Origin of the sequence: Paraburkholderia sp. RL17-381-BIF-C, from assembly GCF_046026435.1 — a bacterium.
GTDB lineage: Bacteria > Pseudomonadota > Gammaproteobacteria > Burkholderiales > Burkholderiaceae > Paraburkholderia.
In genome coordinates this window covers 87,303-109,176 of record NZ_JARESX010000012.1, presented here as the reverse complement: position 1 = coordinate 109,176, position 21,874 = coordinate 87,303, and the positions used below count along the sequence as shown (strand labels likewise).

Sequence of the window (21,874 nt, the reverse complement as noted above, 5' to 3'; positions counted from 1 at the left end):
TCATGATCGTAAGGCCAAGTGAAAACTGGCTCCGCCTGCTGTTTGTGTGGAACGGTTCTGTTCTTCAATCGATTATCCCTCAGCTGGTCTTCATGGCGGCCGTCAGCACGCTGGCGGTCTTTACACAGGGGCGGATCTTTGGGGAAAAGATTCCGCTCAACACCGCCCCTTTCACGTTGTTCGGCCTCGCCCTTGCTATCTTCCTCGCGTTCCGCAACAACGCGAGCTACGGGCGGTTCAATGAAGCACGTCATTTATGGGGTAGTTTGCTCATCTCCACGCGAGCGCTGACCTCACAAATACTCTGCTACGTTCCGGAGCAAGCGAACAAGTTTCAGATCGCCCAGACGATGATCGCCTTCATCTACGCGCTCAAGCATGAGTTACGGAACACCGATCCGATGCCGGATCTCGTGCGCTTGCTCGGTCGAGACCAGGCCGAGCTGTTACGCGTGAAGCAGTACAAACCCACGGCGCTTCTAAATGAAATTCGCCGCGAACTCGCGCAAGCAAAACAGCACGCACGAATAGGTGAGACAACGCTCTGGATGCTGGATGCACAGATCAACGAATTAGGCGCAGCCGTCGGAGGCTGCGAGCGCATCGCCTCCACGCCAATCCCGTTTTCGTATAGTGTTCTGCTACACCGAACGGTCTACGCTTACTGCATCATGTTGCCGTTTGGGTTGGTCGATTCGACTGAATTTTTCACGCCTCTGCTGTGCGTTTTCATCTCCTACACACTGATCGCGCTCGAAGCGATCGCCAGTGAAGTGGCCGAGCCGTTTACCGTCGCGCCCAACGCGCTCGCCCTCGATGCCATGTCCCGCAATATCGAACGCTCTATTCTCGAGTTGTGTGGACGACCATTACCGGACGCAGTCACTCCGATTCGCCTTTACCACCTGACCTGAGCGTGGCAAATGCGAGCCTTATGCACCGGTTCGCGTGATAAGGCCCGCTATACGCGACCATCAACCTCGCACCGTGTGGCGTAAAAATCGCCCCCAATCGACAGCGTGTGCAGTTACTCAATCCGCTCAAACTGTACTCTGAGTCGCGACGACGAAGTGTGCGTATGTCAGGGCCGCAAGTACGCGTAACCTTTGGATTCGCGCCTTGAGTGGAAGCCGATGTGAGATACAGCGCATATCGCGTCTCCGCACATTTACCCTTGAAAACTCAAATGCGCTTTCCTATAGCCGTTTGACAGCGACTCTCCATGATCATTCGCCCCGCGCCCAACTGGTTCCGCATGCTGTTCGTCTGGCATGGGTCCGTACTGAAGGCAATCATTCCGCAACTAGTCTTCATGACGCTGATAAGCCTGCTCGCCATGGTCACGCACGGCCGCATTCTCGGCGAAAAAATCCCCTTAAATACCACGCCGTTCACACTGTGCGGTGTTGCCTTGACGATCTTTCTCGCGTTTCGGAACAACGCAAGCTATGAGCGCTATTGGGAGGCGCGCCGACTCTGGGGCAATATGTTGATTGGAGCGCGTGCAATCATTTCGCAGTTCCGCAGTTACATGCCCTCTCCTACCGCTGCGCCGTTCGAGAGCCGCCATCTGCCACGGTTGCTCATCGCGTATGCGTACGCCGTGAAACACCAGCTACGCCGCTCGGACGGCTCTGCCGATCTCGTCCGGCTGCTCGGGCCCGGCCGTGCGGCCGCGTTAGCCCCACGTGTCTTCAAGCCGATCGCGCTGCTCGACGAATTGCGCCATCATCTGGCCGCACTGAATCGCAACCGCGTGCTATCCGACACCCAGCTCTGGATGATGGATCATCAACTGAACGAACTCGGCGCAGCTGTCGGCGGTTGCGAGCGCATCCTCGCGACGCCGATTCCTTTCGCTTATGGTGTGCTTCTGCATCGGACCGTGTACGCATATTGTGCGCTTCTCCCATTCGGTCTGATCGACTCGATCGGATTTGCCACCCCGCTTGTTTGTGTGTTCGTCTCCTATACGTTGCTGGCACTGGAGGCGATTGCCAGCGAGATTTCTGACCCGTTCGGGCTCGCGCCGAACAATCTCGCGCTCGACGCGATGACCCGCAATATCGAGCGATCCGTACTCGAGTTGTGCAACGAAGAGTTGCCGCCGGCGACGCAGCCCGGCCAATTTTTTCAACTTACCTGACCCCACGGTGAGGATCTTATGATGTCTTGTTCAGACGCCAAGGAGAGCAACGGCAGCGTGGTTCGCAACATTGTGCGTCACAAGCGCGGCGAATCGAGCACGACAGTCGATCAAGTGGTGGAAGAGCTGCCTGTCGCGCTTGTCTTCAACGGCATTTCCCATGCGGTGATGATGGTTACCCGAAACAGCCGTGCGCATAAGCAACGACGCTATCGAACGCGCGGCCCGCGAGTTGCCCGTGCATCAGCGGCTCATGCGTGAGACCGGCGGCATCCACGCGGCGGCGTGGTGCGGCACGAGCGGCGAGGTGCTCCATGTTTTCGAGGACGTCGGTCGTCACAATGCGCTAGACAAACTCATCGGCCTGCTCGCGCGTGAGCACATCGACTCGTGGTCGGGATTCGTGTTTCTTTCGAGCCGCGCGAGCTACGAACTGGTGCGCAAGGCCGCCCGCATGCAGATTCATACGCTTGCGACGATCTCCGCACCAACATCGCTTGCAATTTCGATCGCACAGCAGGCGGGAATCCGCCTACTGAGCTTTTGCCGAGGCGACGGCTTCGTCGAGTACCTTGCTGACGACAGCGTGGCCAAAGACAAACAGGCCGCATGAACCGCGCTCGAACCACCTGTTTTTTCAATCCCTATTGCCCGGCATTACGGACAAATCCGCGCAGAGATGCAAACTGCCATGGTCCGCGTCAGGATCAGCGGGCACACGTTGCCGCCAGCTTGCCGACAGTGATGATCGCCTGCTCGAGTTCGCTCGACCACGGGCTGCTGTAGTTGAGCCGGATATAGTTCTGGTAGTTGTCTGGTGAGATTGAGAACATGCATCCGGGGCCAATCGTAATGCCTCGATCCAGCGCCATCTGATAGAGCTTCATCGAATCGACCTTGGCCGGCAGTTCAATCCATAGCACATAGCCACCCGCCGGACTCGACATACGTGTGCCAGCCGGGAAGAACCGCGTGACCATCGCCTTCATCAGATTGGCCTGCTGCGCGTAGCTCTTGCGAAGACGCCTTAAATGGTGCTCGTAACCGTCGCGTTCGAGAAACTCCGCAATGGCCAGTTGGGGAATGAGGGATGTTGTCAGCGTGTTGAGAAACTTCAACTTCTCAACTTGATCGCGATAGCGTCCGGGCAGCGCCCAGCCGATCCGGTAGGCGGCCGTAAGGCTCTTGGAAAAAGAACCGCAGTGCAGCACCATGCCATTCTTATCATACGATTTCAGCGTGGTGGGATGCGAGTCCCCAAAATACAGTTCGTTATAAACGCCGTTTTCAATCACCGGAATCTGCGCCTTGGCGAGCAGTTCGACGAGTTCGCGCTTACGCTCATCGGGCATCTGGAAACCCAGCGGATTCTGGAAGTTCGGCATCACCATGCACGCGGCGATAGACTCGGATTGAATGATCTTTGCGAGCGCGTCGATGTCCATGCCGTATTCCGGATGCGTCGCCACCTCGATGGCTCGCATACCCGAACGCTCAATTGCGTGCAGCATGGCGTAGAACGTCGGTGATTCGACGGCGATCACATCACCCGGTTTCGCAACCGCCTGCAGGCACAGGTTGATCGCCTCCGTGGCGCCCACGGTGACGATGATCTCATTAGGATCCACCGACATTCCGTTTTCCAGGTGACGCCGCGCGATCTGTCGCACGAGTTCAGGCCGGCCCGGCGGCAACGCATTCGTCACGCCCCAGAGCGCCTTGTTGCGACCCACGGCTGACGCATAGCGGTTGAGCTTTTCATACGGGAAAAGCTGTGGATCGGGATACGGCGAGCCGAGCGGCACAGCGTCGTCGGCGCTGATCGACCGCAAAGTGGAGAGCACGAGCCGGCTTATATCGACGGTGGCCGAGACTGCGATTGGCCGGCTCGGCCGCAGTTCGCCCGCGTGACGATTACCTTCGGCCATGCGCAGGCTCACGAAATAGCCGGACTGTGGACGGCTCTCCAACACACCCCGGCTTTCCAGTAGCAGATAGGCGCGAATGACCGTTGTGATACTGATGCGGTGTTGCTGACTTGCCTGCCGAACCGACGGAACACGGTCACCTGGCCGATAGACACCGTTGCGGATCACTGTTTCGATGTCGTCCGCAAGTTTTTCGTAGAGTGTCAATTTTTTCTCCCCAAATGTCCGCGCAGCACACCGATGCCGGCCAACTGTACTGCGCGTAGCGAAACTGTACTCTAAGCAGCACGCGAATTCTGTGTGTCATGGCGACACCCCATAGCTTTTACTCTTGCGCATAACCAAGCACAGCGTCACACCGTCCGGAACAGACCGGGCGGCCGCGCAACGTCAACGGAGCCAAGGGTCATGGACAAAGCGAAGCCGAAGGGCAAAATCGAGGCATATCACCACCCCGCCGCGGGCTGGGGTGCCTTGAAATACGTCGCCATCAATCTCATCAAGGAGCGCGTCTCGGGCGGCAACTATCGGGCGCTGTTCAAGCAGAATCAACCGGACGGCTTCGACTGTCCGGGTTGCGCATGGCCAGATCGTGAGCACGCGTCGACATTCGAATTTTGTGAAAACGGCGTGAAGGCCGTCGCCGCCGAAGCCACCACCAAGCGCGTGACGCCGGCCTTCTTCGAGGCGAATACCGTCGAGTCGCTGATGAAGCAGACAGACTACGAACTTGAACAGCACGGCCGCCTGACCGACCCGATGGTCTACGACGCCGTGACCGACCGCTACAAGCCCATTGCCTGGGACGATGCCTTCGCGCTAGTCGCGAAGCACCTCAACCAGCTCGATTCGCCCGACGAAGCCGCGTTCTACACCTCGGGTCGCGCCAGCAACGAAGCGGCGTTCCTCTACCAGCTGTTCGTACGCATGTACGGCACGAACAATTTCCCCGACTGCTCGAACATGTGCCACGAAGCGACCAGCCGCGGCCTGCCGGCCACCGTGGGTGTCGGCAAGGGCACGGTGACGCTGGAGGATTTCGAACTCGCGGACACCATCATCATCTTCGGGCAGAACCCGGCGACCAACCATCCGCGCATGCTGGGCGAACTGCGCGAGGCGGCCCGCCGCGGCGCGACGATCGTCTCGGTGAATCCGCTGCGCGAACGCGGTCTCGAACGTTTCACCAGTCCGCAGCATCCGGTCGAAATGATCACGTTCGGCAGCACGAAAATCGCTTCGACGTTCATTCAGCCAAAACTGGGCGGCGACTTCGCGCTCATCAAGGGTGTCGCCAAGCATCTCATCGAACTCGACGACGAGGCGCTCGAGAACGGCACGGAGCGGCTGCTCGATCTCGACTTCATCAACCAGCACACGCTCGGCTTCAGCGCCTTCGCCGATGATTTGCGCAACGAAAGCTGGAGTCTTCTGGAGGCGGAGTCCGGCGTGGCGCGCGAGGACATAGAAGGACTCACGCGCATCTATGCGAACGGCAAGCGCGTGATCGCCACCTGGGGCATGGGCATCACCCAGCACAAGCACTCGGTTCAAACCGTGCACATGCTTTCCAACCTGCTGTTGATGCGCGGCAATATTGGGCGCGAAGGCGCCGGTCTGTGCCCCGTGCGCGGCCACTCGAATGTGCAGGGAAACCGCACCGTGGGAATCGAGGAGCAGCCCTCGCAGGCGTTTCTCGATCAGCTCGGCAAGGTGTTCGACTTCGAGCCGCCGCGCGAACACGGCCTCGATGTCGTCGAAACGGTGCACCACATGATCGAGGGGAAAGTGAAGGTGTTCATGGGCCTCGGCGGCAACTTCGCCATGGCGACTCCCGATACGTTGCGCACTTTCGATGCACTCCGCTCGTGCAAGCTGACCCTTCACATCACCACCAAGCTTAACCGCAGCCACCTGGTGCACGGCCAGGAGGCGCTGATCCTGCCGACGCTCGGCCGCACCGAGATCGACGCGCAGAACGGTATCGCGCAAGGCATCACGGTCGAGGACTCGATGAGCATGGTGCATATCTCGTACGGCATGAGCAAGCCAGCCTCGCCGAACCTGATGTCGGAAACAGCCATCGTGGCGAACATTGCGCACGCCACGCTCGGCGACGGCAAGGTGGACTGGCTCGCCTACGCACGCGACTACGCGAAGATCCGCGACGCCATCGAACAGACGATCGAAGGTTTCGACGACTACAACGAACGCATCAAGCGCCCTGGCGGCTTTCATTTGCGTGTCGCCTCGCGCGAACGCGACTGGAAGACCGAGACAGGTAAGGCTAACTTCATGGTGCACGCGGTGCAACAGGACACGCCGATCGTGCGCGCCAAGGCGCAGCATGGCGAGCGCCTGATGACGCTGATGACCACACGGTCCCACGACCAGTACAACACCACCATCTATGCGCTCGACGACCGCTATCGCGGCGTGTTCGGTCAACGCCGCGTCGTGTTCATCAACCCCGCCGACATCGCCATGCTCGGCTTCAAGGACGGCGACTGGGTCGACATGACCACCGTGTGGGACGATGGGATCGAGCGTCGCGCGGATCACTTCCGCCTTGTCGAGTACGACATTCCCCGTGGCTGCATTGGCGCCTATTACCCCGAAACGAACCCGCTCGTGCCGCTCGCGAGCGTGGGCGACGTCTGCAATACGCCGACCTCGAAGTCGATTCCGGTGTTGCTGCACCGCTCCTCCGAGCCACTGGCGCTGCCCGCATTCTGATTATTTCCCAACCAGCCGGAACGCGCCCCTAGCGGGCGCCCGACCGTTTTCAAACCCTGCCTGGTGATCACCATGTCTGTCGAAGCCTTGAATCTGGCGCGCGGTCAATTTGCCATGACCGCGATTTTCCACATACTCTGGCCGATCCTCACGATCAGCCTGTCCGCTTTTCTGCTTGTCGTCGAAACGCTTTGGGTCAAGACGAGCGACGTGGTCTGGTACCGCCACGCGCGGTTCTGGAGCAAGCTGCTCATCCTCAACTTCGCCGTCGGCGTGGTGAGCGGCATTCCGATGGAGTTCCAGTTCGGCACGAACTGGGGGCCGTTTTCGCAGTACACCGGCCAGTTCTTCGGCAACATTCTCGGCTTTGAAGGCGCTATGGCCTTCATGCTGGAGGCCGGCTTCGTGGGCATCATGATGCTCGGCTGGGACCGCGTGCCGAAGGGCGTTCACCTGTTCGCCACCGGGATGGTCGCGCTCGGTTCGTCGATCTCGGCGTTCTGGATCATGGTCGCCAACTCGTGGCTGCAGACGCCGACCGGCGTGGCGCTGGTGGATGGCAAACTCATGGTCACCGACTACGTCAAGGCCATCTTCAATCCCGACATGGCCTGGGGCGTTTCGCACATGTGGTTTGCCGCGCTGGAAACGGGTCTGGTGGTGATCGCGGGCATCTCGGCGTACTACCTGCTCAAGCGCCGCAACCCCGAATTTTTCGTGCGCTCGTTCAAGCTCGCCTTGCTGATCCTCGCCTTCGTTGCCCCCGTACAGATCTGGCTCGGCGACTCGAGCGGTGTGGATGTGTTCGAGACCCAGCCGGCCAAAGGCGCGGCAATCGAAGGTCATTGGGAAACCAACGCTCCGGGTACTGGCGCAAGCTGGTCGCTCCTCGCCTGGCCCAATGCCGCGAAGCAGGATAACGACTGGTCGCTGGAAGTGCCGGGCATGCTGAGCATTCTGGGCACCCATAGCCTGCACGGCAAGGTGACGGGCATGCGCGACATCCCCCGCGCGGATCAACCGCCTATGCTGCCGCTGCTCTATTACGCGTTCCGCGTGATGGCCGGCGTCGGTTTCCTGTTCATGCTGCTCGCCTTCTGGACTCTCCACGCGCTGCGCAAAGCGCGCGGCCGGCTCGACGCATTGCTCGCGCAACGCAAGTTGCTCCTCGCCTGGGTGCTGGCGATCCCGCTGCCGTATATCGCTGTGGAATGCGGCTGGATCGTGCGTGAAGTGGGACGCCAACCGTGGGTCGTGTACGGCCTGCTGCGCACCGACCACGCTGCATCGGCGATTCCGGCCGGCGCAATTACGGGCAGCATGATCATGTTCCTGACGTTCTTCGTCGTATTGATCACATCGTTCTTCGTGTTTGCGCGCCGCTGGCTGCGCCGTGGTCCCGATCTTTCGCTGATGCCGCCGGTCGAGCCGGCTCGCCATACGGCTTCGCACGCGGTCGACTACTAAGCGCCGCACTCCCCGATTTGTACTCATTCCAAGGAAGTCAACATGACCCCCGCATCAACTCAGGACCTGTTGAACCACGCGTGGTTCGGGCTCATTGGCCTGATGCTCGTGCTATACGTCGTCACCGACGGCTTCGATCTCGGCGTCGGCATTCTCACGTTGCTGCGCCCTCGCGAAGCCGACCGTGATCTGATGATCCAGTCCATCGGCCACGTGTGGGACGCCAACGAAACCTGGCTCGTCGCGCTCGGCGGTGCGCTGTTCGGCGCGTTTCCGCAGGCTTACGCGATGATCCTGTCGGATCTCTATGTGCCCGTCATGGTTCTGATCGCAAGCTTCATCATGCGCGGCGCCGCCATTGAATTTCGCCACGCGGCACACACCAGCAAGACCGCATGGGACCGCGTGTTCGGTCTCGGCAGCCTGCTTGCCGCGGTGTCGCAGGGCATCGTGCTCGGCAAGATTCTGACGGGTTTCGTGCCGGGTCTGGCAAATACCGGCTTCGTGGCCATCACGGCATTGGGCGTGGTGTCCGGTTACTGCCTGCTCGGCGCAACCTGGCTTGTGAAGAAGACCACCGGCGCGATAGAAAGCTCGTCACGCCGTCAAGCGATTGTCGCCGTCTTCACCACAGCCGTCGCGGCGCTCGTGGTGTCGTTTGCCACGCTGAAACTGAGCCCGGTCGGCATCACCCGCTGGCAGGAACACGGCGTGTTTCATTTGCTGATCGCGCTCGCCGTACTCGCCGTACTCGCCTTCATCTATGTGCTCTACTCCGTTCACCTGCGCGGCGAACATGGCCCGTTCTTCGGCGCAACGCTGCTGTTCGTGTTTTCGTTTGCCGGGCTGGCGATCAGCATGTTCCCGTATATCGTGCCTGGTCAACTGACTGTTGCAGCCGCAGCGTCAGACAGCGCGACGCTCACATTCATGCTGTTCGGGATCGGCATCGTGTTTCCGATCATGATTGGCTACAACCTCTACCAGTATCACCTCTTCCGCGGAAAAGTAGTGGCGGTCAAGCACTGACACCTTAGCTGTCATTCCGGCGGCAATTATGGCATTCCGCGTCTACAACGATGCGGAATGCTTCTTTGCAGTGTGGCAGCCGCCAGAGTATGTGCACATTCGAATCAGTTTCTCCGGCAACTTTATAGAAAATGGCACGCTTCAAAAGACGCATCGCCTTGCGGCACGCGAATGTTCAGCACCGATAGTGAGCAGTGCGTTCTCGAAGCCCTCCAGGGCCGCTACGTCGGCACACCACGACATGACCGAATTGATTAGCTTCAATGAAGCCCAGCAGCGCTTCATTCAAACCTTCGAATCTGCCGGTGCGCCTGTGCGCGTTCCGCTAGGTGACGCAATAGGCCGCGTGCTGGCCACGCCGATTCAGGCAACGTTCGATCAGCCGCCCGCCAATCAGAGCGCAATGGATGGTTATGCGATCCGCTACGCCGACGCGGCTCCAGGCGTGGCATTACCTATCCAGCAGCGCTGCTATGCCGGGGATGAACCCTTTCCGCTCGAACCTGGCTGCGCGACCCGTATCTTTACGGGCAGCATGATTCCATCCGGCGCGGATACTGTCGTGATACAGGAAGACGCGCGCGAGACCGGCGAATGCGTGATGTTCGAAACGCCGGTTCGGCCGGGTACGCATATCCGTCGTAGAGGCGAAGAATTGCGCATGGGCGAAACGCTCGTTAATGCCGGCACGCGTCTTCAGGCAGCCCATATCGGACTGATTGCGTCACAAGGGATCGCCACGCTCGACGTTCATCCCATGCTGAAGGTCGGTATTCTGACAACCGGCGATGAACTGGCGCCGATTGGCGGAAGTCGTGGCGCAACGCAAATCTATAACAGCAACGGGCCGATGTTGGCGGCGCTCGTAGCCGGCCTGGGTGCGTCCGTCACGCGTGTGGTGCATGCAAAAGACAACGAAGGGGCACTCACGCAACTTCTGAGCGAGTTGCACGACGCATGCGACCTGATTTTGACGACCGGTGGCGCTTCAGTCGGAGAGCGAGATCTGGTGCGCCCTGCGTTGACTTCGCTCGGCGTATCGTTCGTGGTCAGCGGCGTGAGCATGAAGCCCGGCAAGCCAATCTCGCTCGCGCGTTACGGCACTACGCCCGTGGTGCTTCTGCCGGGCAATCCGGGCGCAGTGTTCACCACGTTTGCGCTCCTCGCGACGCCGCTGATCCGACGCCTGCAATGGCGAGCCGAATGTCTGCCGCCGGTAACGCGTTTGCCGATCGATTTCGACGCGAGGCCAGACGAGGCGCGTGAGCGCTTCCTGCGCGTTCGCCTCGATACATCGTCAGGACAGGGGTCTGTGCTCCGCGTTGCCGCCGAACAAGGCGCCGGAAATCTGCTTACGCTGGCCGACGCCAGTGGGTTGAGTCAGCTGGCGCGCGGCCAGTCCATCGCACGGCACGCAACCGTGCCGTACTACGACTTCGCCCAATGGCTAGTCTGAAGGCGCCACCCCGCAAAGCGATTTCGCGCAACTGTACTGCAACCTTCAGGCGCTGACTGTGCATCCGGTGCGTCCGTGCAGCGCTCTATCCTAAGCACGTGCCTGCGACATCGCCCAGTCCGCTGGGCGTCGAGCAGGAAAGGGCCAAGGCCCCTACTTTTTCCGCTTGCTGCTGCTTATTCCACGATCGTGAACGCTACCGCTCAAGCCGTCATCGCCTACCTCGAATCGCCCGGGCACACCCTATCAGGCGCCGCTGCATCCGTCACGGATCGGCTCGGCCGGCCGCTGCGCGATCTCCGTCTATCCGTTATCGACCAATGCAACTTCCGCTGCGCCTATTGCATGCCGCGCGAAGTCTTTGGCGCCGATTATCGTTTCCTGCGCGCGTCGGAGCGGCTTTCGTTCGATCAGATGATGAAGATCGTTCGGGCGTTCGTGGCGCTCGGCGTCGAGAAGGTCCGTATCACGGGTGGAGAGCCTCTTCTGCGCCGCGGGCTCGAATCGTTCATCGAACGGCTTGCCTCGCTGACGAGCCTGAGCGGTCAACCGCTCGACATTGCGCTGACGACGAACGGTTCGCTGCTCGCCGCGCGTGCGCGCGCATTGCGCGACGCCGGTCTGCGCCGCGTCACGGTCAGCCTCGATGCGCTGGACGATCCGGTCTTCCGCCGTATGAGCGATGTCGACATTCCTGTGGCACGCATTCTCGACGGTATCGAGCAAGCGCATGCGGTGGGCCTCGCGCCTGTCAAGGTGAATGCCGTTATTGAGCGCGGCGTAAATGACTGTCAGATTCTCCCGCTTGTCCGCCACTTCAGAGGGACCGATACCGCCGTGCGTTTCATTGAGTACATGGACGTTGGCGGCGCAACCGGCTGGTCGAAGTCGACCGTGCTCACCGCGCGAGAGATCCGCGCGATCGTCGAAAGCGAATATCCCCTCGTAGCGAACGATAGGGCAAACAACGCGGCCACGTCGGTAAGCTATCGCCATGCGGACGGCACGGGCGAGGTCGGCTTTATCGCCAGCATGTCAGAACCGTTTTGTGGGGAATGCTCTCGCGCGCGCGTCTCTGCGGACGGACATCTCTACACCTGCCTCTTTGCCACGCAGGGCGCCGATCTAAAACCTTGGCTAGGCGATGCGGTGCCGACAGCACGCCTGATTGACGAGCTCCATTCACACTGGCAGGCACGCGACGACCGTTACTCGGAATTGCACGCCGACCGACGTCGAACAGGAACGGGAAAAAGCTATCCGACAGTGCGCATGTCGCTGGTCGGCGGCTGAGCTGTTTCCGGTCTCACGAGGAAACCATCAAGGACAGGACATGACGACACCCCATTCAGTCCAGAACGCAAAGCTCGACATTGAATTACCTGCTGGCGCCGAAGGCGGCGCATCAGGCCCGTTGCCCGACGGCTCCATACCCGCGGGTTTCGAAGTTCGGGTCCAGCAGTCGCCTATCGATGCTTTCGCCGAAGTCACGCCGATCATGCGTAATCCGAGAGTCGGAGCGATCGTGGATTTCGTCGGCATTGTGCGCAATAGCGGCGACGGTGACGATATCGTCGCGCTGGAACTCGAACATTATCCCGGCATGACCGAGCATTCGCTCTGGAGCATCGTGGAAGAGGCTTCCGCGCGCTGGGTGCTCGACGCGGTCAAGATCGTGCATCGGGTCGGACGCGTGGCACTCGGTCATCCAGTCGTCCTGGTTGCCGTGGCCGCGCCGCATCGCGCGGCTGCTTTCGAGGCGTGCGAATTCATCATGGATTTCCTGAAGACGCACGCGCCGTTCTGGAAAAAGGAAGTCCGGCGCGACGGCACGGCGCGGTGGGTCGAAGCGAAATCACGCGACGAGCAAGCCATGCTCCGTTGGGGCTAAAGCAAAACGGAACAGACACATGAAACTCACCATCAAATATTTTGCGAGCATTCGCGAGCAACTCGGTGTTGCGCAGGAAATTGTCGACATAGACGCGCAGCACATCAACGTTGAAAGCTTGCGCAAACGGCTCATTGCAAGTAGTCCACGGTTCGCCGAGGCACTTCATGAAGAAAAGCCAGTACGAGTGGCCGTCAATCAGGAAATGGTTACAGGTAGCTTCGTCATTCGCCAGGACAGCGAAATTGCATTCTTCCCGCCTGTGACTGGCGGCTAGCGCTTTCTGACACCCTCTCTCGAATCGAGGCTATACAGCGCCGGTCGGCGCGCGTCGAATACAGTGACTTGAGACGGCAACGGTAGCGTCCTGTTCCCGCATAGCTCGCGCCAGAAGGCAGGAAGGCTATCGCGGGTGTGGTTGTGCAGTTGCGCTACGATCCACTAACCGCCGCGCAAAGCCGCGATAACCAGGCGAACCGCAAGCGATGACTGGCGCCGCGTCGCATAGTACGCGTGATGCCCAGTCAACGTAGGAAACCAGTCTTCAAGAATCCAGCAAAGTCGTCCCGCCTGGACACTCGGTTCCGCGAGCGCCTTTGGAAGGTAAGCGACTCCGAATCCCTTCAAAGCCGCGTCCAGCATCTGGTACGAGTTATTGAAAACGAGCTGGCCGCTCACTTTCACCTCCAGCCGGCGTCTGCCTTTTCTGAGCTCCCACGGCATGAGCGTGCCCCTCGTGGGCAACCTCAAATTGATGCAGTTATGGGTGGTGAGTTCGTGCGGTGCGCTCGGCGGTGGCGTTTCGCGAAGGTATTCCGGTGCCGCGACTATCGCCAGCGTTTCATCCGGCGCAATCCGTACAGCGATCATGTCCTTCTCCACCTGATCCCCCAAACGCACCCCTATGTCAAAACGCTCCGCGACAATGTCCGACAGGCCGTAGTCGTTGATCAGTTCAATGTGCAGCTCTCGATGTTCGCGCAACAACCCTTGCAGCTTGGGCCAGATGTACTGGTTCGCGGCGTAGTCTGTCGCGGAGATCCGCACCGTCCCTACCGGTCGTTCTCGAAGTTCGGCGACCGCCTGCAACTCCGCTTCGATCTCTTCAAGTTTCGGAGCAACGGAGTCGAGAAGGCGTTGACCGGCTTCTGTCGTGGAAACACTGCGAGTCGTGCGATTGAGCAGGAGCATTCCAAGCTTCGTTTCAAGCGAAGTCACCGTTCTACTGAGAGATGACTGCGATACGCCTAGTTGCGCGGCAGCGCGCGTAAAACTCCGCTCGCGTGCCACGGCTAGAAGCGCGACCAGATCATTCAGGTCCGGAGTAGGCATTTATGCACCTGTGCATGAGTGTATGCTCATTTTGCCACCTAGTCGGGAGCCGGCTGAAGAACTAAATTATCTGTCATCGCGCTCCCTGGCCGCACGTGCATCGCGGTCACGCCCCAATACGTCAAAGGATCAGAACCATGACCCAGGAAGCTCAGACCATCGTCCGTAACGGCACCAAGCCGTCCATCAAAGGCCCTGAAAGCTGGTTTACCGGCGCCGTTCGTATCGACAGCCTCTTCCAGGCCGATGCCCCGGCGCGCCTTGGCGGCGCCATCGTCACATTCGAGCCGGGCGCACGCACCTTCTGGCATACGCACCCGCTCGGGCAGACGCTGGTCGTGCTTTCAGGTGTAGGTTGGACGCAGTGCGAAGGCGGCTCGCGAACTGAAATTCGCGCTGGAGACGTCGTCTCGTGTTCGTGCGGCAAGCGGCACTGGCATGGCGCTGCTGCGACAACGGCAATGTCGCATCTTGCGGTCACCGAAATGCTCGATGGCAAAAACGTCGAGTGGATGGAGCCGGTGACTGATGAGCAGTATCACGCGGGCCCGCTCGTCACCGAGTAACTCGGCGTTTTTCGTTTTTATCGTTCTGGGGAAAGCGGAATGAGCTTCATGGGACGCGCTGCACGCAGCTGCAAGTCCCCTTCCCGGTTGAACGGTCGACAGACGCTATACCAAACTCGACATTTCGAGAACTGCCGCCTCTGGGTGTGAACCCGACCTCACACAAAGCAAGTGCGGGCAATTCTCGGAGATACCCGGGTGCCCGCTCTCGCATGAGTGAAAAATGAAACCTTCGTGGTCTCCTGCCAACGCTTCTGGATCTACATTTGCATAACGTCGATCAGTGTCTTCTCGCCCTTCTTGTAGTAGAACAACGAGATCACGCCATGTTGCAAGTCACCCTTTGAATCGAAAGCCGTTTCGCCAATGACGCCCTTGTAGTGGGTCGACGGCATTGCCGCCAAAATCTTCGCGGGGTTGGTCGAGTTTGCCCGCTTCATTGCGTCCACGATGATGTACACGGAGTCGTAAGCGTAGGGCGCGTAGATCTGAATGGGTTGCGCGAAACGCGTCTTATACTTTTCGACAAACGCTGCGCCACCCGGCATCTTCGAGAGTGCCATTCCTGCTTCGGAGCAGACAACGTTATCGGTTGCCGTGCCGGCCAATTGCGCCAGCGACTCCGTGCAGACGCCATCCCCGGCTAGAATCCGCGCGCGAATGCCGAGTTGCGCGGCTTGTTTCGCAAACGGGCCACCGGTTGCATCCTCGCCACCGTACATGATCACATCAGGATGCTCGCCTTTGATTCGGGTAAGGATGGAACGAAAATCGACTGCTTTGTCACTCGTTGCCTCGTGCGAAAGCACCGTCGCGCCTTGTGCTTTCGCACCCTTCTCGAACTGACTGGCGAGACCCTGACCATAGGAAGTCGAATCATCCACGATTGCTACGGTCCGCGCTTTCAGCACCTTGACGGCATAGTTCGCTAGCGCCGGTCCTTGCTGTGCATCGGTTCCGACCACACGGAATGCGGTCTTGTAGCCGAGCAGCGTGTAGTCCGGATTGGTCGCGCCCGGCGAAATCTGCACGATGCCTGCGTCGCTGAAGATCTTGGCGGCGGGAATGGACGTACTCGACATATCGCTGCCGACCACAGCGACCACGCCGTCATCAACCATTTTCTGCGCAACCACTGTCCCCGTCTTTGGGTCGGCCGCGTCGTCCTGCCCATCCAACTCCAACGTGACTTTCTGACCGTCAATGACCAGATGTTTTGCGTTGATCTCTTCGATCGCAAGGCGAGCGCCGTTCTCGTCGTCCTTTCCCACGTGAGCGCTCATGCCGGTCAACGGCGCGAAGTGACCTATCTTGACAACCTGATCGGCCGACGCCGTCGACGCCATCGTGGCAAACAGAAGGGTTGCGGCACTCATGGGGCTCAACTTGCGAAGCACTGCGTCCATATCAATCTCCCGTACTGGTTCATCGAACTTCTTCATTTAGTAACGTCACCGGGCAGCGCGCCTGCTTATACCTTCGCGCCAGAAGACCAGCGACATGTTCGTGTTTATACCGCCGCAATCCACCCTCTCTATTTGCATTCCTTATGTTTCAATTAGCATTATGAGCAGACGAATCACCCTGAAATGGGTAGAAGATCGCGTGTCTGATTCATTGCTCACTCGCGGCATCGAACTGATTCGCCCCAAGGCTTCGTCGAGTTGCAAGGCGTAGAAAAAGTATATCGACGCGCATTGATATCCAAAACGCGCAACGGCCTTTATTTCGCGCATTTTTATCGAAATAACGCCTCGTTCCGCAACAATTTTCATTCGGCGCGCAGCCTCGCCAATTCCGCAATCAAGGTCACGCTGACGACCTCGACCTCGAGCACCCACCGCGAGCACGACTGCGCAGCGTCAGATGCTCAGTTGGCTCACCGTGCATCCGGATCGGATTCGCCCCTGGCGCCATAAGAGGCTCTTCGCGTCAACGGCAAGAATTCTCGTATTCTGCTAATGATCTGCAACGGCGTTGCAAAAGGTTCAGGCATTTTGCGCGAAAAGATAAGGTTGCCCGTACTACCATTTACGCACCACGTTCAGACGCCTATCGCCTGAATGCAAATAAATGGTTCATCAGTTGCTCCGCCTCAACTATTGTCTGGATCGACATTAAATGTTCACATCAAACGAGAATGTTCTGCACTTGCCATATCCCGATGGTCTGAAGGCCATATTGAACATAGCGTCGGCGGCGCAAAGTCGTGAGTGGCTTTCGCACTGGCAGAGCATCAACATGGCCGGGACGCGATTATGGAATCTGCCAGGGCTCGCCCAACAGCTTGGCGTCGCACAGATCAGCCTCAAGGATGAATCCACCCGCTCGCCTCTCGGTAGCTTCAAGGCGCTTGGCGCTCCCATTGCGCTGGTGCGGTTGATCATGCGTCGTTGGCCCGAACACCGGTTGACCGCAAAGGATCTGTTCGAAGGGCGTCACCGCGATCTGCTTGGACACTTCACCGTGATCAGCGCCACTGACGGCAACCACGGCAAGGCGCTGGCCGCAGCAGCACAAGCCGTTGGGTGTGAATGCGTGATCGTGATCCACGCGAACGTGAACGAGGAGCGCGAACGGGCTATCGCCCGTTTCGGCGCGCGGATCATTCGTACCTCCGGCAATTACGACGAGTCGGTCGAGGAGGCCGCCCGGCTGGCAACGAAGAACGGGTGGAACGTGGTGTCGGATACGTCTTACGAGGGATATGAGGACATTCCGCGCGACGTGATGCAAGGCTACAGTGCCATCGCAGCAGAAGTGATCGAGCAGTCAGACTCCACCGTCGACGAATGCGCATTTACCCATGTGTTCGTGCAAGGGGGAGTGGGCGGTCTCGCGGCAGGCATCGTCGGTTATCTTTGGGAGTTCCACCAACTCAACCGCCCGCGTTTTATTGTGGTCGAACCGAACCAGGCGGACTGCTTGTATCAAAGCGCGGCGGCCGGTCGAGTGACAAAGGCCACAGGATCGGTCGACTCCTTAATGGCGGGCCTAGCCTGTGGAGAAGCATCGCCAATCGCATGGAAGATCCTGCAAGCAGGCGCGGATTATTTTATGACTGTGAGCGACACCGCCGCTACAGAGGCGATGCGCGTGGCCGCAACCGGCAACGCTTGCGACGCACCGCTTCTCGTCGGCGAGTCAGGTGCCGCTGGTCTCGCTGGTCTTATTGCGCTGCTTCAACAACCCGCCTGGAAGGCCGAAGCCGGATTGAATGCCGAATCGCGCGTGCTGCTCATCAGCACCGAAGGTGCCACAGCGCCATCCGTTTACAAAGAGTGTGTTGGCGAGACGGCGGAGTCGGTTCTATCAAGGCAAGCCGCCTGGCTTAAACGTGGAGGCTGATTCACTTTCGCGCCGTCGCGCCATCTATGGGCGCGGCGGTGCCGGCAACGTGGACAGCAAAACCGCAGACAGTTTTGCTCTTCGCCCGGAGGCGAATCTCAGGGTTCGACATGAACCGGAACATTCTGCCCGGTCTTCACGCGGTCCATGACCACCAGCGTCTTGAAGCGCTTTACGTTATTGTTGCCGAAGAACAGTTGTCGAGTCAGATCGTTGTACTGGTCCATATTGCGCACGACAAGTACCAACACAAAATCCCATTCGCCGGCAATGTAATAGCACTGCTGGATTTGCGGACAAGCCTCGAACGTTCGCTTCATTGAATCAAGCAGGTCGATCTGCTCGCGTTCGATCTCCACCGTCACAACAATCGTCAACGGATAGCCCACGGCCGCCGGTTCAACCACTGCGGTGTAGCGTTCTATCACGCTGTCATCGCACAAGCGCTTCAGACGCCGGTTGACGGCCGCAGTCGACAGGTTGACGCGCGCACCTAATTCATTCTGCGGAATCCGCGCATCCTTCTGTACCTCAGTGAGCAGCTTCCGATCGTAGTCGTCGAGATGTGCGGTCATTGTTGGAGATATCCATCGTGGCGGCCCTTTCTTGCAATAAATTTGCACCCTTGGGCAAAAGAATCAAAAAATACAAACTCGACGCGAAACATATTGTATCTGGGTATTTGCCACACTGAATGGACGAAACGCTCGCAATGGATGACTCGATTGCTTCAAGTTCGTCGCTTCCCAGCGCATGTCACGCGAAAGAGACTCAATTTTGCCTGGCCATGTCGTTCAGTGCGTGCGCACTGCGGGCGTAACGCCTCGGAGCCATCCCTGACCACCGATGAAATGCTCGCGCAAACGCTTTCTCGGAGGTATAGCCAACCGTTTCCGCGATCTCGATCAGCGTGCGTTTGCCTCGCTTCAATTCACCGCTCGCGAGATACATCCGATAGGCGGTCAGATGGCCGATTGGCGTGTCGCCGACCACGTCCATAAAACGCGCGCTGAAGCGCGAGCGCGACATGCCCGCCGCCGCCGCGAGCCCCGCGACACTCCATTCCCGACACGGCTCCCGATGAATCAGCGCCACCGCGCGTCCGATCTGAGGATCGGCTAGACCGCGCAGCCAGCCGGAATGATTCGCGGTCGACTGCAGATGCGCGCGCAGCAACTGAACGAACAGCACGTCCGAAAGCCTCGAGGCCGCGATCGCCCAGCCGGGTTGGCAGGCCATCGATTCCTGAATGAAGCTTTGCAGTGTGCTGGCGAGCCAGGGCGCCACGGCCGGATCGTCCGCGCGCACGTGGATCAACGTCTGCAACACTGAGAAAAGCGGACTGCGAATGATGTCGCGATAGACCACGATGCCCGTATAGAGTTCGCTGGTCGCGCCGCCGCCGCCCGCGGTGAATTCGAGCGGCGTATCGAAGCGTGGATAAATGCCCTTGTCGGCCATCAGCGAATCGAACGGGACCGGCGGTTCGTCGGGCGCCGATGCCATGATGTGTTCGTTGCCATGCGGCAGCAACACGAAATCCCCCGGTTTCACGTATACCGGTGGCTCGCCTTCGACCATCAGATAAAACGGACTGCCGGTGCACATGCGAAATGCGGCGCCAGACACGGCGGGTTTGCGGATCGCCCACGGCGCACTCAACGTGAACCTCCCGGTGACGACCGCGTCCGCACGCAGGTCAGCAAGAATGTCGCTCAGCAGATCTGTTGCCATAGTGATACTCCGTGGATCGCACCGTGATGCCGACTGCGCGGTGGATCCAGCGGTCAGGTCCTCGCGAAGCGCCGCGCGCTCAGAAACGCTGCTGGATGCCGGCCATCACGCCGAGCTGGTTTTGCCCCGCGCCGACCGACCCGCCCGCGGCGACGGCAGCCGCGCCGCGCGAGCTATTCGTCACGTAGCCGACCGACGTGTACACCGTGGTGCGCTTCGACAGCAGGTAATTCACGCGCCCAACGAATAACGTGGAGTCCGATGTCTCGCGCAGCAAATAACGCAGCGCCTGGGCATCAAATGATAACGCCGGTGTCGCATAGTACGAAGCGCCGAGAAAATAAATATCGGACTGGCTGTGCGCAGCCGCCGACGTATTGCGGCGAATCCAGCCGCCGCCCACTTTTGCGGAACCGAACTTCGCGTACGCATCCACAATCGTGCGCGTATCGGTGTACGCCGCGCTCGACAGTGGCGCGGACGCGCCCGTGCCGCCGCGCATCACGTCATATGAAGCGGCAGCGCCGAATTGCGGCGCGTCGTACGCGAGCATCACGGTGTATTGCCGGCATGCGACCGGGTCGCCCGCCACATTGCCGGCGCAGTTGGTCGCGGACGGACCGGCGGGGCCCGCTGCGTCACGCCCGGTGCTATAAGTTCCACCCAAGGTAAAGCCGTTGAACTTGCCCAGGTAACCCGCTGCATTGTCGCTGCGCGCGTTCGGCAAATAGCTGTCGAAGCTCGCCATGGAATGGATCGACGGGCCGATCACGTCCGCGTTCAACAGCACGTACATCGACATGTTCATCTGCCGGCCGAGCGTCAACGCGCCGTACGGAGAACTGACGCCGACGTTCGCCTGACGCCCGAACAGGCGTCCGCCGTAGTTGAGCGCACCGCTATTGAGCGCAAAGCCATTTTCGAGCACGAAGAACGTCTTGTAGCCGCCGCCGAGATCCTCGGTGCCGCGCAGTCCGAAGCGCGACGGCACTTCACCCGTTAGCGAAGGCATGCCGATGACAGAACCGCCGCTCGCTGCTTTGTTGTAGTACTGGACGCCTGTGTCGACAATGCCGTACAGCGTCACGCCGCTTTGCGCCTGTGCGCCGCCGCTGGCGAATGCTGTCACTGCTGCGAGCCATGTCGCGGAGAGAACCGATCGTGTCACCTTCATTTTTCACCAAGCCTTTTATGCAGCAATGCTTATCATTGTGGGTTTGGAGTCAGTCACGACAACCGGCCTCCCCGAAAATGCGCGACTCGAACAGCTGTGTGTTCTTATGGCCGCACATCGCGCATCGGCCGCCGGCGGTTCGACACGAACCGGCGAGCAGATGGGGGGATTCTTGGCGACGCAAAAAAGCACGCCAAGGACCGTGGCTCCCGAAAAAGTATCCGATCGTCTCGTTTTGAAATTAAGCAACGGCTCCATGGCGGAGCCTGATCCGCATACGGAACAAGGGCTACAGACTCGAACGGGAGAGCGCGTCTGCGGCGGCTTTCACGCTGGCTTCGGCGGTGGCGCGCAGCGTCTCATCGGCGGAAAAAGCGCTGTTCGGGCCCGCGACGCTCAATGCCGCGACCACGATGCCCCGGCTGTCCCTGACCGCCGCCGCGCACGAATCGATGCCCGCTTCGAGGCCGGAGAAACTCCAGGCGCAGCCGTTCGCGCGCACGGTGTCGAGCGCTGCGGCCAGTGTGTCCCAGTCGGGCCGGTCCTCGTCTTCGGGATAGCTCGCGTAGAGCGCGTCGAGCGCCGCCGGCGCGAGGCCGGCGAGCATCGCGAGCCCAGGCGTCGCGCGATGTGCGGGAATCCGGCTACCCACGCGAATCCGGCTCACGAGTGGCATGTCCGGCGTCTCGCAGAGCAGATAGACGATCCGAGGTCCTTCGAGCACCGCGAGATACGCTGACAGGCCGGTTTTCTCCACCAGTCCGGGCAGTATCTGGCGCGCTCGCGCCGTCAGGTCAGAGCCGCCGAGCGCGCTCGCCGCGAGCGTCAGAAACGGCATGCCGAGACGATGTGATCCACCCTGCGGGTTCGCCTCGATCAGCTCTGCGGCCTTGAGCGACTCGAGCAGGCGCATCACCGTCACGCGGTTCACGTTGATCTGTCGCGCCACGTCGCTCAGATTGGCGGTCGAGCCACCTTCGGCGATGAACCGCAGCAAACGGAACGCGCGTTCCACCGGCGAAGCGGAATTGTCGGCGGGCTTTGGGGTGTCGGGTGTCTCTGTCATC

Annotated in this window: 18 protein-coding genes and 1 pseudogene; 12 read left to right on the top strand and 7 right to left on the bottom strand. The window is 59.9% G+C overall.

Annotation, left to right across the window (positions count from 1 at the left end; all coding sequences use genetic code 11):
• The first annotated feature begins 2 nt into the window (after positions 1 to 2).
• The 3 genes and pseudogenes from P0D70_RS10675 (at position 3) to P0D70_RS10665 (ending at position 2,759) form a co-directional block, all read left to right on the top strand.
• Entirely contained in the window at positions 3 to 914 is a 912-nt protein-coding gene (locus tag P0D70_RS10675) for a bestrophin family protein (RefSeq protein ID WP_408184430.1), read from the top strand.
• Between the two features lie 308 nt (positions 915 to 1,222).
• Positions 1,223 to 2,146, top strand: coding sequence for a bestrophin family protein (locus tag P0D70_RS10670; RefSeq protein WP_408184429.1), 924 nt, complete (start codon positions 1,223 to 1,225; stop codon positions 2,144 to 2,146).
• An 18-nt stretch (positions 2,147 to 2,164) separates the two neighbouring features.
• A pseudogene (locus tag P0D70_RS10665) lies at positions 2,165 to 2,759 on the top strand (formate dehydrogenase accessory sulfurtransferase FdhD).
• A 94-nt stretch (positions 2,760 to 2,853) separates the two neighbouring features.
• Here P0D70_RS10665 and P0D70_RS10660 read toward each other — a convergent pair.
• Positions 2,854 to 4,281, bottom strand: coding sequence for an aminotransferase-like domain-containing protein (locus P0D70_RS10660; protein WP_408184428.1), 1,428 nt, complete (start codon positions 4,279 to 4,281; stop codon positions 2,854 to 2,856).
• A gap of 201 nt (positions 4,282 to 4,482) precedes the next feature.
• Between P0D70_RS10660 and P0D70_RS10655 the strand changes: the two genes are divergently transcribed.
• From P0D70_RS10655 to moaD, 7 genes are all read left to right on the top strand, one after another.
• Positions 4,483 to 6,810: an FdhF/YdeP family oxidoreductase gene (locus P0D70_RS10655; protein WP_408184427.1), complete on the top strand. Its 2,328-nt coding sequence runs from the start codon at positions 4,483 to 4,485 to the stop codon at positions 6,808 to 6,810.
• A 72-nt stretch (positions 6,811 to 6,882) separates the two neighbouring features.
• Positions 6,883 to 8,277, top strand: coding sequence for a cytochrome ubiquinol oxidase subunit I (locus tag P0D70_RS10650; protein ID WP_408184426.1), 1,395 nt, complete (start codon positions 6,883 to 6,885; stop codon positions 8,275 to 8,277).
• Positions 8,278 to 8,319: 42 nt separating this feature from the next.
• The gene (locus P0D70_RS10645; RefSeq protein ID WP_408184425.1) at positions 8,320 to 9,306 is read left to right on the top strand and encodes a cytochrome d ubiquinol oxidase subunit II; all 987 of its coding nucleotides are present in this window, start codon (positions 8,320 to 8,322) and stop codon (positions 9,304 to 9,306) included.
• A gap of 241 nt (positions 9,307 to 9,547) precedes the next feature.
• Positions 9,548 to 10,762: a molybdopterin molybdotransferase MoeA gene (locus P0D70_RS10640; RefSeq protein ID WP_408184424.1), complete on the top strand. Its 1,215-nt coding sequence runs from the start codon at positions 9,548 to 9,550 to the stop codon at positions 10,760 to 10,762.
• A gap of 189 nt (positions 10,763 to 10,951) precedes the next feature.
• Entirely contained in the window at positions 10,952 to 12,055 is a 1,104-nt protein-coding gene (moaA, locus tag P0D70_RS10635; RefSeq protein ID WP_408184423.1) for a GTP 3',8-cyclase MoaA, read from the top strand.
• Between the two features lie 40 nt (positions 12,056 to 12,095).
• Positions 12,096 to 12,653: a molybdenum cofactor biosynthesis protein MoaE gene (locus P0D70_RS10630; protein ID WP_408184422.1), complete on the top strand. Its 558-nt coding sequence runs from the start codon at positions 12,096 to 12,098 to the stop codon at positions 12,651 to 12,653.
• Between the two features lie 19 nt (positions 12,654 to 12,672).
• Positions 12,673 to 12,930: a molybdopterin converting factor subunit 1 gene (gene moaD / locus P0D70_RS10625; RefSeq protein ID WP_408184421.1), complete on the top strand. Its 258-nt coding sequence runs from the start codon at positions 12,673 to 12,675 to the stop codon at positions 12,928 to 12,930.
• A gap of 164 nt (positions 12,931 to 13,094) precedes the next feature.
• Here moaD and P0D70_RS10620 read toward each other — a convergent pair whose 3' ends face one another.
• A complete protein-coding gene (locus tag P0D70_RS10620; protein WP_408184420.1) occupies positions 13,095 to 13,985 on the bottom strand; it encodes a LysR family transcriptional regulator in 891 nt (296 codons plus the stop codon).
• A gap of 137 nt (positions 13,986 to 14,122) precedes the next feature.
• Between P0D70_RS10620 and P0D70_RS10615 the strand changes: the two genes are divergently transcribed.
• On the top strand, positions 14,123 to 14,551 hold the full coding sequence (locus P0D70_RS10615; RefSeq protein WP_408184419.1) for a (R)-mandelonitrile lyase: 429 nt from the start codon (positions 14,123 to 14,125) through the stop codon (positions 14,549 to 14,551).
• 260 nt (positions 14,552 to 14,811) lie between these two features.
• Here the strand turns inward: P0D70_RS10615 and P0D70_RS10610 are convergent, their stop codons facing one another.
• Positions 14,812 to 15,957 (bottom strand): branched-chain amino acid ABC transporter substrate-binding protein, encoded by a 1,146-nt coding sequence (locus P0D70_RS10610; protein ID WP_408184451.1) that lies wholly within the window; start codon positions 15,955 to 15,957, stop codon positions 14,812 to 14,814.
• A gap of 715 nt (positions 15,958 to 16,672) precedes the next feature.
• Here P0D70_RS10610 and P0D70_RS10605 point away from each other — a divergent pair.
• A complete protein-coding gene (locus P0D70_RS10605; RefSeq protein WP_408184418.1) occupies positions 16,673 to 17,899 on the top strand; it encodes a diaminopropionate ammonia-lyase in 1,227 nt (408 codons plus the stop codon).
• Between the two features lie 98 nt (positions 17,900 to 17,997).
• On the opposite strand, the gene P0D70_RS10600 is transcribed toward P0D70_RS10605, so the two are convergent.
• The 4 genes from P0D70_RS10600 to P0D70_RS10585 form a co-directional block, all read right to left on the bottom strand.
• Complete coding sequence (locus tag P0D70_RS10600) at positions 17,998 to 18,474, bottom strand: Lrp/AsnC family transcriptional regulator (protein ID WP_408184417.1); 477 nt, start codon at positions 18,472 to 18,474, stop codon at positions 17,998 to 18,000.
• Between the two features lie 196 nt (positions 18,475 to 18,670).
• On the bottom strand, positions 18,671 to 19,633 hold the full coding sequence (locus P0D70_RS10595; RefSeq protein WP_408184416.1) for an AraC family transcriptional regulator: 963 nt from the start codon (positions 19,631 to 19,633) through the stop codon (positions 18,671 to 18,673).
• Between the two features lie 79 nt (positions 19,634 to 19,712).
• Complete coding sequence (locus tag P0D70_RS10590; RefSeq protein ID WP_408184415.1) at positions 19,713 to 20,807, bottom strand: porin; 1,095 nt, start codon at positions 20,805 to 20,807, stop codon at positions 19,713 to 19,715.
• Between the two features lie 289 nt (positions 20,808 to 21,096).
• Positions 21,097 to 21,873, bottom strand: coding sequence for an IclR family transcriptional regulator (locus P0D70_RS10585; RefSeq protein WP_408184414.1), 777 nt, complete (start codon positions 21,871 to 21,873; stop codon positions 21,097 to 21,099).
• Between the last annotated feature and the right edge of the window lies 1 nt (position 21,874).

Excerpts from the sequence above, each read along its gene's own strand:
- P0D70_RS10675 (WP_408184430.1), top strand. The coding sequence starts at position 3 with ATGATCGTAAGGCCAAGTGAAAACTGGCTCCGCCTGCTGTTTGTGTGG.
- P0D70_RS10670 (WP_408184429.1), top strand. The coding sequence starts at position 1,223 with ATGATCATTCGCCCCGCGCCCAACTGGTTCCGCATGCTGTTCGTCTGG.
- P0D70_RS10655 (WP_408184427.1), top strand. The coding sequence starts at position 4,483 with ATGGACAAAGCGAAGCCGAAGGGCAAAATCGAGGCATATCACCACCCC.
- P0D70_RS10650 (WP_408184426.1), top strand. The coding sequence starts at position 6,883 with ATGTCTGTCGAAGCCTTGAATCTGGCGCGCGGTCAATTTGCCATGACC.
- P0D70_RS10645 (WP_408184425.1), top strand. The coding sequence starts at position 8,320 with ATGACCCCCGCATCAACTCAGGACCTGTTGAACCACGCGTGGTTCGGG.
- P0D70_RS10640 (WP_408184424.1), top strand. The coding sequence starts at position 9,548 with ATGACCGAATTGATTAGCTTCAATGAAGCCCAGCAGCGCTTCATTCAA.
- P0D70_RS10630 (WP_408184422.1), top strand. The coding sequence starts at position 12,096 with ATGACGACACCCCATTCAGTCCAGAACGCAAAGCTCGACATTGAATTA.
- moaD (WP_408184421.1), top strand. The coding sequence starts at position 12,673 with ATGAAACTCACCATCAAATATTTTGCGAGCATTCGCGAGCAACTCGGT.
- P0D70_RS10620 (WP_408184420.1), bottom strand. The coding sequence starts at position 13,985 with ATGCCTACTCCGGACCTGAATGATCTGGTCGCGCTTCTAGCCGTGGCA.
- P0D70_RS10615 (WP_408184419.1), top strand. The coding sequence starts at position 14,123 with ATGACCCAGGAAGCTCAGACCATCGTCCGTAACGGCACCAAGCCGTCC.
- P0D70_RS10610 (WP_408184451.1), bottom strand. The coding sequence starts at position 15,957 with ATGGACGCAGTGCTTCGCAAGTTGAGCCCCATGAGTGCCGCAACCCTT.
- P0D70_RS10605 (WP_408184418.1), top strand. The coding sequence starts at position 16,673 with ATGTTCACATCAAACGAGAATGTTCTGCACTTGCCATATCCCGATGGT.
- P0D70_RS10600 (WP_408184417.1), bottom strand. The coding sequence starts at position 18,474 with ATGACCGCACATCTCGACGACTACGATCGGAAGCTGCTCACTGAGGTA.
- P0D70_RS10595 (WP_408184416.1), bottom strand. The coding sequence starts at position 19,633 with ATGGCAACAGATCTGCTGAGCGACATTCTTGCTGACCTGCGTGCGGAC.
- P0D70_RS10590 (WP_408184415.1), bottom strand. The coding sequence starts at position 20,807 with ATGAAGGTGACACGATCGGTTCTCTCCGCGACATGGCTCGCAGCAGTG.
- P0D70_RS10585 (WP_408184414.1), bottom strand. The coding sequence starts at position 21,873 with ATGACAGAGACACCCGACACCCCAAAGCCCGCCGACAATTCCGCTTCG.